This window comes from Tropicimonas aquimaris, from assembly GCF_042676185.1.
GTDB classification, from domain to species: Bacteria; Pseudomonadota; Alphaproteobacteria; order Rhodobacterales; family Rhodobacteraceae; genus Tropicimonas; species Tropicimonas aquimaris.
This window is the reverse complement of record NZ_JBHTJT010000008.1, coordinates 230,090-242,866: the sequence shown is the minus strand read 5'-3', so window position 1 is coordinate 242,866 and position 12,777 is coordinate 230,090. Positions and strand designations below refer to the sequence as shown.

Below are 12,777 nucleotides of genomic sequence, written 5' to 3'. Positions count from 1 at the left end.
AGGTCGCCATGCCGTCGGCGCTTTGCCGGCCCTCGGGCAATGTCCATGTCAATAGGCGCCACGCCCGGAGAAGACCGCGCGGAAGGTCATCAGGATCAACGCGATGTCGAGCAGGATGGTACGGGACGCGGCATAGGCAAGGTCCATGTCGAACATCTTTTCCGCCCCGATGTCGGCGCGTCCAGAGACCTGCCACAGGCCGGTCAGGCCGGGCCGGACGGCGAGGCGCCCATGGGCACGGATCGGATAGGCGGCGACTTCCTGCGGCAGCGAGGGGCGCGGCCCCACGACCGACATCTCGCCCTTCAGGATGTTGAGGATCTGCGGCAGCTCGTCGATCGAGTAGCGGCGCATGATCCGGCCGACGCGGGTGACGCGGGGATCGTGGCGGGACTTGAAGAAGATGCCTTCGCGGTCGGACTGCGCGAGCAGCGCGGCCCGGCGGGCCTCGGCGTCGACATGCATGGAACGGAATTTCAGCATCTGGAAGACGCGGCCATCCCGTCCGACCCGTGTCTGGCGGAAGAAGACTGGCCCACGGCTGTCGAGCTTGATGGCGAGCGCCACAAGCGCGAAAAGCGGCGACAGCGCAAGGATCGCCGCCCCGGTCAGCGCAACGTCCAGCGCCCGCTTGGCCACGGCGTCGCGGTTTGCGGAGGCCACCGCATGGGCGGCCGCGCGCACCATGAAGGTCACGTTGCCCACGAGGTAGCGGCCCGCCATGCGGCGCGGTTCCATCGCCAGGCGCCAGGCCCATTCCATGCGCGCGCTGCGCACCGCGGCGGGCGCACGGCGCACCCGGCCGGCGAGGAAGTCGAACAGCGCGCCGACCCCGAGGCTCAGTTTCGGCGTAAGGCGGTCCGCGTACTGCTCCAGCCAGATATCCTGCCGCGGCACGCCCATCGCGACGATCAGGATGTCGGCGCCGGAGCGGTTGATGGCCTCGATCGCGGTTTGGTCGTCACCCGCGCCCTCGAACCCGTCTCGCGTGCCGGCGATACGGAGGCCGGGGATGTCGAGGCAGAGCTTGTCGGCCGCCTCGTCCGCCACGCCCCGAGCCGCGCCGAACAGGAACACGGAGAGCCCGCGCCGTGCCGCCTCGCGCAGCAGGCGCGGTGTAAAATCGGTGCCGTTCAGATTGGCCCTGAGCTGCTGTCCGGTCATTTTCGCCGCCAGATCGATGCCTATCCCGTCAGGAAGCACCACGTCCGCCGTCGCCAGCGCCTGGGCATAGGCCGCATCTCGCGCCATGACGTTAGCGCAATGCGCGTTGAGAAAGGCGACCCGGTGGCGCTGCCCGTCAAGCAGGTGGTCGATCGCCTGGTCCGCATCCGCATCGACAATCGCGAGATCGAAGAGCGGGATACGCGCCATGGGCTCGCGTGCCGGAGCGGTAGCTACGTCCTTGGCGTCGGTGTGGAAGGGGGCGGTAGCGGTAATGGCAGCGTCGAAGGGCATCGGTGTCTCCGGTGGGGATATCGGTTGGTCACCATGGATGCCGCCCCGGCCGCCGTCTCTCAACGTGGCGGAGGGAGAGGATGCGGGGCCTATCGGCTGGCCGGCTGTCCACTCGGGGGCGACGGCTGGCCGAACGCGCCAGCCGCCCTCGCCTTTCGGGTAGAGAAAATACCCGAATGGTAACGACTTCGCCGCCGTGCCTGGTGATTTCATCGTGGGACTTTCGACGAGCCCGCGATATGATTGCCCAGATGTTCCGCTTCAGAGGACAAGATGAAGATACTTATCGCCGACGATCACGACCTGCTCCGCGACACCCTCGTGGCCTTCCTCGAGAGCGAGAGCGACATCACCACCGCCAGCGCCTCGAACCTCGACGACGCGGCGGCCCGGATCGCGGAAGACGACAGTTTCGACCTGGTCCTGCTCGATTACAACATGCCGGGGATGAACGGCCTCGCGGGACTGGAGCGGGCGATCACCACCGGACGCGGGCAACGCGTGGCGCTGATCTCCGGCGTGGCGGCGCGGGACGTGGCGGAAAAGGCGCTGGCGCTCGGCGCCGCAGGGTTCCTGCCCAAGACGCTCTCGGCCAAGTCGCTGGTCAACGCGGTCCGGTTCATGGCGATGGGCGAGCAATACGCCCCACTCGACTTCATGACCGCCGAGGAGGAGGCGCCGAAGCACGAGCTGGCCGAGAAACTCTCCCGGCGCGAGCTGCAGGTGCTCGAGGGGCTGACCCAGGGCAAGTCCAACAAGGAAATCGCGCGCGATCTGGATGTGCAGGAGCCGACCGTGAAGCTCCACGTCAAGACGCTGTATCGCAAGATCGGCGTGGCGAACCGCACCCAAGCCGCCATGGTGGCCAAGGAATCCGGACTCTTCTGAGCGCCACCCCCATCCGAACGGATAGGTCCGGCTCCGAATGCGCCGTCGTCTATCCTTCGGCGGCCCAGCATCAATCTCCGCAGGCATGTAGACAAGGCGGCAAAGGAGAGCCGCCATGACCGACTGCACCGCCGCCCTGCCCGATGCACCCGCCGCCAAGCCGTCGCGGAACTTCTGGATTTTCCGGATGCCGCTGCGCGAGCTGAGCGCCGCGCGGATCTTTCGCGGCGGGCGGCTCAACGATGCAGGACGGCTGCCGCGCTATCTCTTCATCTTCCTGCTCGGCGCCGCGGTGATCTGGGCCCCAATCGTGGGCTACCTGTCGACCGCCCCGCTGCGCTTTACCTCCACAATGTCGCTGATCCTGCCCGGCTCCGGCGCGTCGGCTTCCGTCAACCTCGACCGGATCGGGCAAGCCTCCTCCTTTGCCAACTCGCCCTTCGCCAGCAGTTCGGTCAGTCCGACGGAGACCTACAAGCGCCTGCTCGCCGCCGACCGCATCCTTGAGGCCGCTGCCGGCAAGGTCGGCATGGCGCGCCAGGACTTCGGGATGCCGCGGGTCAATCTCGTGGATCAGACGAGCCTGATTCATGTCGAGGTCACCGGCAATTCGCCCGAGGATTCCCAAGCTCGCGGCGATGCGCTGCTCGAAGCCTTCTTCTCCGAGATCGACGCCCTGCGCAGCGACGAGCTGACCGTGCGCGAGGACGGCGGCCGCGGGGCGCTCGAGGAGTACCGCAGCTCGGTTTCCGCCACCCGCGAGGAAATCAGCCGTCTGCAACGCGAAACCGGCCTCATCAACGCCGGCCAGTATGAAGAGTTCGTGCGCGAGACCGACGCGTTGCGTGCCCGGATCGCCGAGGTTTCATCCGAACTCAGCGAGCGCACCCAGGCAACAGAAGCCCTGCGCGCCACGCTGGGGATCGACCCGCGCTCTGCGGCGGCAACGCTCAAGCTGCACGCCGACAGCGAGTTCAACACGATCATCAAGGAGATGAGCCAACACGCCGCCACCCTCGCCGAGGCAGAAGGCCGGTACGGCCGCAGCCATCCTGCCCTCAAGGCAGCCCGTGACAGCCATGATGCGACGCGCATGCGGGCGCTCGACAAGGCGGTCGAGATCACCGGCATGCCGGTGACCGAAGTCGCCCGTCTCGACATCTCGCCCGTTGGCGGTCGTGCGGAATTGCTGGCCCGCCTGGTCGAGTATGACAGCGAGCGCTCCGGCCAGGCCGCCGAACTTGCGGCCCTCCAGCAGCAGCTCGTCGAGGCAGACGCCCGCGTGATGGACCTGATCGAGCCCGCAGCGCGCCTCGAAGACCTGCAACGCGACTTCTCCGTCGCCGAGGCGGTCTTCGCCTCGACCGCGGCGCGGTCCAAGACCTCCAAGGTCGATCTCTTCGCCTCCTACCCGCTGGTCCAGGTGCTCGAGAACCCCTCGCTCCCCACCGACCCGACGTCGCCCAAGCGGATGCTCGCCGTTGCGGCCGGCATCGCGGCGACCATGATGCTGCTCTTCGGGCTGATTCTCGGCTGGGTCCGCGCCCGCCTGATCTCGCGGCTGCTGGCCGACGGAAAGCCGACCGCCCCGACGAGTGCGCAGGACTTGGCATGAGCGAGGCCACGCCCAAGCTGCGCCCGGCCAACCCGGCCGAGGCGATGGTTCTCAAGACCCTCGCCTGGACCTGGCCCTTCTACTTCATCGGCGCGCTCTACGTGGTCGGACCGGTGCTGGCGTGGTCGCTTGGCGGTCTCGCCCTCCTGTCGCTCTATCTCGGCCCGGCGATCCGGCCGGACCTGCGGGCGACCGGAACGATCCCGCCGGTGGTCTGGGCCTGGATCCTCGGCATGCTGGTCATGCTGGTCGCGCTCTGGATCGGCCATATCGACTGGGGGCTCGGCCTCAAGAAGACCATCAAGTCCAGCATCGGCTGGGCCAAGGGCTGGGCCTTGCTCGCGCTGTTCCCGTTGATCGGGGCCGTGCTGCCGATCCGCCGAGAGATCCTCGCACGCGGTCAATGCATCGTCGGCCTGTGGACGCTGGCCCTGTTGCCGATCCTCGCCGTGGCCCCCTACATCGGGATGCCGGAGAAGATCTTTACCTCGCCCTTCAAGGCCGTCGGCGGCCCGGGCCCGGAATATTTCAGCGTCTACTTCTTCACCTACGATCCTTCGAGTTGGACACCGCGCTGGCAGTTCTTCGCCCCCTGGTCGCCCTTCGCTGCGCTGCTCGGGGTGGTCATGGTGCTGTTCGCACTGGAGGAGAAGGACCGCCGCTGGCGCGCCGCCGGCATCGCCGCCGGCATCGCGATGATCCTGATGTCGAAGTCCCGCATGGGCCTTGTCGGCCTTGTGGCGTGCACTATCGGGCCGCGGATGCTGCCGCTCATCATGCGCGGCTGGGCCTGGCAGATCGTCGCGCTGATCACGGCGTCGCTGGCGGTCATCGGGCCGGCACTGCTGCAGGGGTTCAAGGATGGCGTCGCCGCCTTCAAGGGCGCGCGGGCCGACAGCACGCGGGTTCGTGAAACACTTCAACGTATCGCCGGAGAGCGTTGGCAGAACGAGGCTTTCTGGTTCGGCCACGGCACCGTGCAGCCGGGGCCGCACCTCGTGGAATACATGCCGATCGGCAGTCACCACACCTGGTGGGGCCTGCTGTTCGTGAAGGGGCTCGTGGGCTTCCTGGCGATGCTCGTGCCGCTGCTCTGGCAGACATGCCTCGCCCTGCTCGATGCCGCGCGAGGGCCCCGCGGACGCCTGCCACTCGGCATCGTCATGACGCTGGTCCTGCTGTCGATGGGCGAAAACATCGAGATCGAAGCCTACATGATGTGGCCCGGCCTCATGGTGCTCGGCCTGCACGCGCGAGAGCTGGCCGACGAGCAGATGGAGCGGATGAAGCAACGCGCGCTACAGAGCCAGGCCGCCTGATCCGGGGGCCAGTGGCTCAGGTTGCGGCCGACCCGTTCCTCCGCCGCCCCTCTATCGCCCTTCATCCCGGCCCCGAGCCGGCGTGATTTCCGGATCTAGCGCCGCACGATCCCGCTCCGCCTCACCCTAAGGAAACAGGCGCCGGATAGCCGTCGCGCCCGCGCCGGCCAGACGGCATCCATCGAAGCACCGGACTCCGGGCCGCGGCGCGTGTCGCGGAGGCCATTTCGGCCCGCGCCGGCAACGGGCCTCCCTCCCCACCCCTGAAACAATGTCCAGATCCGGGCGCGGCGGGCAGCCGCCTCGAAGCAGCGCAGAGTATCGGTTTGTCCGAGGCGCCTGGCGCTGCCGAAGAACGACGACCAGCCGTCCGCGAGGCGAGCGCGGTCATCGTCAAGGTGCTTGTCCGAAGTCAGGAATGCTCTTCCGTCCAATCCGCGCATGATGGCCGAACAGGGAAAGCGGGAAGATTGCGCGGGCAACGCGATCGCACGTGGAAAGGCAACTCCTCGATACCAAGCGACCATCCGGCCACGCGCCCCCCCACAATAAAGAAGCCCGGCTCTTTCAAGCCGGGCGTGAAGGTGGAGGTTTGGCGCGACAGGGCGGCACGGCACGCGGTCGTTGCTGCGTTCGGCCGGCCGGATACCCCCGGGGGTCGGGTCCGGTCTTCCTCTGTCGCGCCTCCGCCGGTCAGGCTGCGTGTCGCGAGTGCTGGTGACCGGCAGTTTCAGTCAGGAGGTCGGCCCAGAGCTCGGGCGTTCTCCTCTGGACCTCGGCTGCCGAGGTACGGCCCCAGGCGACGCCGATGTGCAGCGCCGGCCCGGTCTCGCAGGCCGTCGCGATCGCGTCGCGCCAGGCCGCGACTGTGCCGCCAGCAACCTCGCGGGCGCCGCCCGCGACGTGATCCTGCAGCCCGTCGACCCGCGCCACCAGCAGCGGACGGCCCGCGGCGCGCGTCTCGAGTGCGACCAGCCCGTAGGCTTCCCAGCGGGAGGGCATTGCGACGATGTCGAGCTTCGCCATCTCGGCGGCGGGGTGGCTGCTGTAACCGTGGAAGGAAATCCGGCTGTCGCCGCGGGCGAGTTCTTCTAGTGCGGCACGATCCGCCCCGTCCCCGATCAGCCGCAGGCGCAGTTCGGGATTGGTGGTTTCGCGGAAGGCCCGGATCAGCGTGTCGAAGCCCTTCTGCTCGTCAAAACGGCCGATCGCGCCGATGACGCGCGGTGCGCCATAGCGGGCCGGCAGCGCAAGGAAGGGCTCGAGATCGACACAGGAGGGGATCACCGCCAGCGCTTCCTTGCGGACCAGCCCGCGCCCGGCCAGCCAGCGCCCCTGCCCCTCACTTACCGCGACAACGCGGTCGAAGAGCGAATAGGCCGTGCGCAGCAGCGCAAAGAAGCGCGCCTTGTGGCGGACTTTCAGGCCGGTGAAAGCCGCGGTGTAGCTGTGCTCGACATGGATCAGGGTGCGGTCTGCATAGCGGGCCCTCAGACCGACCAGCATCGGCAGGTTGCGCCAGCTCACCGACAGGTGGGAGACGATGATCTCCTCGTCGAGCTGCGGCGCCGCGAGGCGCCCGCGCGCCACGGCCTGCACCCGGTGGCGGCCGAGCCGGGCCATCTCGGGGTTGGTCGCGATGAAGTCCAGCATGCGCATCACGCCGCCGGCAGTGGTGTCGTCAACAAGATGAACAATGGTCCTGGGGCTCATGATATCTAACTCCTTCAAAGGGTTTGTTCGGACGTCGCGGCGCGGCCCGTGAGGGCGTTGCGCAGGGACTGGAAACGATCGGCTCCCAGCGCGCCGAGCGCCAGCGCGGCGATGAAGGTCGTCGCGCTCTTGGCGGGTTCTTCCCAGAGCGGGCGGCGGGAGCTTTCGAAACTGCGACGGGCGAGCGAAGCGGCCGCAGCGGCATCGCCATCGCTTATGGCGCGGCGGCAGAGGTAGCGCAGCTGGTAGGCGCGCGCGGCCGGGGTGTGGGACGCGAAGAAGCCGGGCGCCAGCGGCGTCAGCTTCTCCACCAGCCGCTCCCAGGCGCGGAGCTGGGCCTCGACGCCGGCGGAGAGACCGCCCGAGTTGATCCGATAGAGCGTCAGGTCGCCTCGGATGCCTTCGAAGGCCCAGTCGGTCGTCAGCGCCATGCGCAGCCAGCACTCGATGTCTTCGGACTGGCGAAAGCTCTCGTCGAACCACCAGTCGCGGGAGAACTCGCCTGCCGGACGCCAGGCAATTGCGTCGAGCGCGGCGCGGCGGATCACCGGGGCGGAGCCGTTGCCGACCGGGTTGCGGCGAAAGATGTGGGCCGCATCGACACCAGTCAGCCGCGGCGTCTGGCTGAGACCGAGCGCGCAGCCGGCCTCGTCGATCATCGCCGAGGCGCTGTAGCTGACGCCGACCTCCGGACGCGCATCCAGATGGCGGACATGGCGCTCCAGCTTGGTCGGATGCCACAGGTCGTCGCTGTCACAGAACCCGATCACCTCGCCCTGGGCGGCCGCAATGCCGCTGTTGCGGGCGCCGGCAAGACCGCGGTTCGCCTGCTCGACGATCCGCAGGCGGTCGCAAGCGAAGCTCCGGGCGATTTCCAGCGTCTCGTCGGTCGAGCCGTCATCGACCAGCACGATCTCGAAATCGTCGAAGGTCTGGGCGCGCAGCGACTGAAGGGTCGCGGGCAGCGTTGCGGCGACGTTGTAAGCGGGGACGACGATGGAGGCCTTGGGCATCGGAATGTCCTTTCGGTCAGCGGGCAAAGAGGGTGCGGGAGAGCTGCCTTGGGAGCAGCGGGGAGAGCGCGGCGGCAAGCGCGGTCAGCGCGCCGCGGCGCGGGTCGGAGAAGAAACCGGTGGGGCTTGTGCGAATGCCGGAGAGCGCAAGGCGCAGCGGCAGCACCCTGCCGGATTGCAGACGCAGCGCGCGGCGGGCGAGGTAGCGCAGGTGCACCGCCTCGTGGCGCGGCGCAGGCACCGCACCGAAGCGGCGGGCGGTGGCCAGCGCGGCGGCACGCCCCTGGCGCATCCGGTCGAGATCGGCGGAAAGGCCGGTGGGGCTGGCGCGGTACCAGACCAGCAGATCTTGCAGCCCGCCGAGGCGATAGCCCTGGCCGACCAGCCGGATCAGCCATTCCAGATCCTCGTTATGGACCATGTCCTCGTCGAACCCGCCGGTGGCCGCAAAAACGTCACGACGGACCGTGAGGTTGGACATCGTGCAGACCGGGTTCTCGCCGAGCAGGTCGTCGATCCCCAGCGGGGTCGCGGGCACGGTCGAAAAGACCCGGGCCGCGGCCGGCTCGGTATCGAAAAAGGCGATGCGGGAGAAGCAGGCGTCGTGGTCGCTGGCGAGGCAGGCGGCATGGGTGCGGGCGAGCTTCTCGGTCGACCAGATGTCGTCGGCGTCGAGAAAGGCGATCCAGTCGCCGCGGGCCAGTTCCAGCGCGGCATGGTTGCGCGCAGCGCTCGGTCCCTTGCCCGGGTTGGCGATACGGCGGATGCGCGGGTCGGTCTCGGCGATGCGGTCGATCAGAGCCGCGGTCCCGTCGGTCGAGCCATCGTCGACGCAGATCGCCTCCCAGTGGGTCAAGCTCTGGGCCGATAGGCTGGCCAGGGTTTCCGGCAGGGTGCCGGCCGCGTTGTAGCAGGGGATGACAACGGTGAAGAGCGGCATGGATCAGGCCTCCGACATGGCAGGTTTGCGGGCGCCGACGAACGGCAGCGCGGCTGCGACGAGCTGGGTGAGCGTGGCAACGACGAGGTAGCCCCAGGCCAGCGCCACCAGCCCATGCGGCGCCATCAGGACGGTGTTGACGATCAGCGCGAGGGTCATGACCAGGGTCGCGGCAAACTCGATCTCGGGGCGGTTGTCGGCGCGAAGCCACTGCGCCGTCGCCGCCCAGATCACGCCGGGGATCGCCGCGAGGCAGAGGATCGAAACGACCCCGCTGAGGTCCTGCCAGTCCGGGCCGAAGAGCAGCGGCACATAGAGCGGCGCGGCGAGCGACTGAAGCACAACCATCGGGCCGATGACCGAGAGCGCCATGATCAGCGCACGCTGGAGCGAGGAGGCGCGGTCGTCGCTGGCGCAGAGGTGGGGGAAGAGCACCTGTGCAAAGGCCATCGCGAAGGAATTGGCGAGCCCGAGGCCGGCGTTGAAGGCCATAAAGTAGAGCCCCAGCACCTCGGCCCCCATCAGGACGCCCACCAGCAGCTTGTCGGCCTGAAGACGCAGGGCCTTGACGACCTCGACCCCGAGCACGGCCCATCCGTAGGTCAGGAAGGGGCGCAGGGGCGCGAGCGGCTGGGTGGTGTCAGGCGACCAGGGGCGCAGGCGGCGCACCGCTATCAGCCAGATCGGCGCCGACAGCAGGCGCGGAAGGACGAGGGCCAGCGGCCCCGGCCAGACGATCGCCAGAGCGACACAGGCGACATTCGCGCCCACGACCTGCCCCGCGGCGATGGCTGCGGTCTGTTGAAGCTTGCCTTCGCGCATCGCGAGGGCGACCTGAACCAGGCCCGCCGGCATGAAGAGGTATTCGGCCGCGAGGATCACGATCAGCATCGGGATCACTGCACTGCCGGTGGCCGCGAAGAACACGGCGGCGACGGCGCATTGCAGCGTGAAGAGACCCAGACACCAGAACCAGAAGATGCGCTGCGCGGTCCGGCAGGTGTTTTCCAGCTGGGCGGCGGGCGCGGCAATGATGCGCTGGACGGCGCCGTTCTCGGTCAGCGACTTCAGGATATCGGAGGCGGCGAGCGCCGCAGCGGCAAGACCGATCGCCTCTGCCTCCATGGTGCGGGCGACGGCGACCACGACGAACAGGCGCGAGGCTTTCGCGGCGACCTCGGACACGGAATACGCCAAAAGGTCGCGGGCGAATGGGCCGAGCCTGGCGATATGGTCTTGCAAAGTCATGCGGTTTGAAACCTGTCCTCGAACTGCCGCCACGTTGACGACCGGTGAGGACTGTCTATCCCGTGGCGGGTCGCGATGCGCGGACGCCGACGGACACGTCGAGGTCCAGCCCGGACAGGCTCCTATCCCTTCGGATAGTCCGGACCCTGCGGATAGACTTGGCTCGCCGCAGGGACTATCGTGCCCACAAGGACAGAGCAGAAGACGAAAAAAACGTGAGACAGGCAGCCGGTATAATCCTTGCGGTTCTCGGAACGGTCGCGCTGAACGGCTGTGGTCCGCAGGGCAAGGCGGACAATCTGGAAATCGTCGATCGGGCCGCTGCCGACGCGGCCTACCAGGCGCAGTACCGCCCGCCCGTGCCGCGCAGCCAGGCGGCGGACATCCTCGTCGCCAAGCAGATGAACGCGGATCGCTGCCGCCCGTGGGCGGGCGGCGACGGCTCCAAGGCCGCGAGCCCCCTGCCCGCCGAGCTTCGCCGCGAGAGCCTGTCCGATGGCGATCTCGTCGAGGTGCATGTCGAGGGCGACCAGGCGATGCTGGGCGAGCCGGCCATCTTCTCCGGCGACTACATCATCTCCCGCGAGGGCACGATCAAGCTGCCGTTCATCGGCGCCTTCCGTGCCGACGGGCGCACGCCGGAATCTCTGGCCGCCGAGATTGCCTCGGCCCTGGAGCGGGGCGAGTTCTACAACGAGGCGCCGCGGGTTTCGGTGCTGCTCTCGGATCTCGGCCCGGTGCGAGTCACCGTGGCCGGCGCCGTCTTCGAGCCGAGCCCGATGGACCTCGGCAAGCCCGAGGGCACCCTGACGGACGAACGCCGGATCAACGCCCGCGGAGCGTCCACCGATGCCCGCAACCTGACCGTTGCCCTGCGCCGGGCCGGAGGGGTGCGCCCGGACGCCGACCTTTCGGCGGTGGAGCTGCGCCGTGGCGGACGCAGCTATCGCTTCGACCTGCGCCCGGTGATCGAGGGCCGCGCCTTCCAGGATGTTATGTTGGTGAGTGGCGACGAGGTCATCGTGCCGAGCCGTCTCTGCTTCCAGGACGAGCTGATGGTGCCGAGCCCGATCAGCCCGCCGGGCATCAGCCTGTTCCTGTCGAACCTCATCCAGCCCACCCAAGGCAACGCGCCGGCCGCCGTCGGCCGCGAGGCGCGTTCGGTGCCCTACGGCACCCGAATGATGCAGGGCATCGTCGGAACCAACTGCGTCGGCGGCGTGCGCGCGACCAATGCCAGCCGCTCCGCGGCGCTGTTCTCCCGCAACCCGCTGACCGATGTTTCCATCGTGGTCGAACGCGACGTGGAGGACATGCGCGTGCGCCAGGACCGCGACGATTACGATCCGTTCCTGCTGCCAGGCGACGCCATCGCCTGCTACGACAGCGGGGTGACCACCGTGGCCGATGCGGCGCGGATCCTCGGCATCGTCGGCGGCGCCGCGCTCCTGGCAGGCGCCAACTGACCCTGCGCCCCATCGGGCGCCGGGAGGGTGACCGCCCGCGGCGAACGTGATTTACTGGCCCCGCCCCGAAAACCGGACCGCAAGACACCTTGGCCTTCACCCTGCGTCAGATCCAGTACTTCGTTGCCGTCGCCGAACACGGCTCGATCAGCCATGCCGCCAAGGCCCTGTCGATCTCGCAATCCGCGGTGACGGAGGCCGTGCGGTTCCTCGAGGAAGACCTCGGCGTCACCCTGTTCGACCGCCACCCGCGCGGCCTCAACATCACCCACAAGGGCCACCAGTTCCTGCGCCATGCGACCGCGATCCTCGCCGAGGTCTCCGGCGCGCGGCGGGCGCTGGAACACGAGGGCGAGGCCTTGACCGGCCGGCTGAACCTCGGGGTGACCTCACTGATGGCGGGCTACGTCATGTCCGACCTGCTGGCGCGCTATCGCCGGGCCAACCCGCTGGTCGAGGTCTCCGCCATCGAGGACAAGGGCGAATACCTCGAACACCTGCTGGTCGGCGGCGAGCTGGATGTCGCCGTCATGGTCACCTCCAACCTCTATGACCGGCATGCGCTGCAGGTGGAGATTCTCGACGTCTCGCCCTACCGGCTCTGGCTTCCCATTGGGCACCGGCTGGTGGCGCAGGACAGCATCTCGCTCGACGACCTGACAGGCGAGCAGCTCATCATGCTGGACATCGACGAGATGGGCGAAGCGGCGGTCAAGCTGCTCTCGGCGCTCGGCACCCGGCCGCGGATCGCCTTTCGCACCCGCTCCGTCGAGGCCGTGCGCAGCCTCGCGGCCACCGGCGCGGGCATCGCCCTGCTTCCGGACCTTGTCTATCGCCCGTGGTCGCTCGAAGGCGACCGCATCGTCTCCCGCGATGTCTCCGGCGCGCTGCCCGTGGTCCAGGTCGGCATGGCCTGGCGCAAGGGCTCGCCGCTCTCCCCCGCGGCGCGGGATTTCATCGCCATCGCGCAGGAACACCAGTCCGCGCAGCAGCGTTAGAGGGCGATATCGGTTTCTCCGATACCTGCGTTTTGTATTTTGCGTTTGCGAAAGCAAGCGCCCGCCCGCATCGTTTCTCCCAATGAAGCCCCGGAATGGGGCGCGCCCAAGTCCAACAG

The 12,777-nt window shown here is 68.4% G+C and carries 10 protein-coding genes; 5 read left to right on the top strand and 5 right to left on the bottom strand.

Features of this window, described 5'->3' with window-relative positions; translation table 11 throughout:
* Positions 1 to 48: 48 nt before the first annotated feature.
* Positions 49 to 1,458 (bottom strand): sugar transferase, encoded by a 1,410-nt coding sequence (locus ACFQ2S_RS07585; RefSeq protein WP_386073852.1) that lies wholly within the window; start codon positions 1,456 to 1,458, stop codon positions 49 to 51.
* Between the two features lie 273 nt (positions 1,459 to 1,731).
* On the opposite strand from ACFQ2S_RS07585, the gene ACFQ2S_RS07580 reads away from it, so the two are divergent.
* The 3 genes from ACFQ2S_RS07580 to ACFQ2S_RS07570 all read left to right on the top strand — a co-directional run bounded on the left by ACFQ2S_RS07580 (position 1,732) and on the right by ACFQ2S_RS07570 (position 5,280).
* The gene (locus ACFQ2S_RS07580; RefSeq protein ID WP_386073851.1) at positions 1,732 to 2,346 is read left to right on the top strand and encodes a response regulator; all 615 of its coding nucleotides are present in this window, start codon (positions 1,732 to 1,734) and stop codon (positions 2,344 to 2,346) included.
* 115 nt (positions 2,347 to 2,461) lie between these two features.
* Positions 2,462 to 3,961, top strand: a complete 1,500-nt coding sequence (locus tag ACFQ2S_RS07575) for a GumC family protein (RefSeq protein WP_386073850.1) — start codon at positions 2,462 to 2,464, stop codon at positions 3,959 to 3,961.
* Positions 3,958 to 5,280 (top strand): O-antigen ligase domain-containing protein, encoded by a 1,323-nt coding sequence (locus ACFQ2S_RS07570; RefSeq protein ID WP_386073849.1) that lies wholly within the window; start codon positions 3,958 to 3,960, stop codon positions 5,278 to 5,280. Before ACFQ2S_RS07575 ends, ACFQ2S_RS07570 begins: the two co-directional genes overlap by 4 nt.
* Positions 5,281 to 5,973: 693 nt before the next feature.
* On the opposite strand, the gene ACFQ2S_RS07565 is transcribed toward ACFQ2S_RS07570, so the two are convergent.
* Genes ACFQ2S_RS07565 through ACFQ2S_RS07550 form a run of 4 tightly spaced genes read right to left on the bottom strand, consistent with a single transcriptional unit; the run spans position 5,974 to position 10,194 of the window.
* On the bottom strand, positions 5,974 to 6,993 hold the full coding sequence (locus ACFQ2S_RS07565; protein WP_386073848.1) for a glycosyltransferase: 1,020 nt from the start codon (positions 6,991 to 6,993) through the stop codon (positions 5,974 to 5,976).
* Positions 6,994 to 7,007: 14 nt separating this feature from the next.
* Positions 7,008 to 8,006, bottom strand: a complete 999-nt coding sequence (locus ACFQ2S_RS07560) for a glycosyltransferase family 2 protein (protein ID WP_386073847.1) — start codon at positions 8,004 to 8,006, stop codon at positions 7,008 to 7,010.
* Between the two features lie 16 nt (positions 8,007 to 8,022).
* On the bottom strand, positions 8,023 to 8,946 hold the full coding sequence (locus ACFQ2S_RS07555; protein ID WP_386073846.1) for a glycosyltransferase family 2 protein: 924 nt from the start codon (positions 8,944 to 8,946) through the stop codon (positions 8,023 to 8,025).
* 3 nt (positions 8,947 to 8,949) lie between these two features.
* Entirely contained in the window at positions 8,950 to 10,194 is a 1,245-nt protein-coding gene (locus ACFQ2S_RS07550) for an oligosaccharide flippase family protein (protein WP_386073845.1), read from the bottom strand.
* A gap of 215 nt (positions 10,195 to 10,409) precedes the next feature.
* Here ACFQ2S_RS07550 and ACFQ2S_RS07545 point away from each other — a divergent pair, with 215 nt between their 5' ends.
* Both ACFQ2S_RS07545 and ACFQ2S_RS07540 read left to right on the top strand, forming a co-directional pair.
* Complete coding sequence (locus ACFQ2S_RS07545; protein ID WP_386073844.1) at positions 10,410 to 11,660, top strand: polysaccharide biosynthesis/export family protein; 1,251 nt, start codon at positions 10,410 to 10,412, stop codon at positions 11,658 to 11,660.
* An 89-nt stretch (positions 11,661 to 11,749) separates the two neighbouring features.
* Positions 11,750 to 12,658, top strand: a complete 909-nt coding sequence (locus ACFQ2S_RS07540; protein WP_386073843.1) for a LysR family transcriptional regulator — start codon at positions 11,750 to 11,752, stop codon at positions 12,656 to 12,658.
* The last annotated feature ends 119 nt before the right edge of the window (positions 12,659 to 12,777 follow it).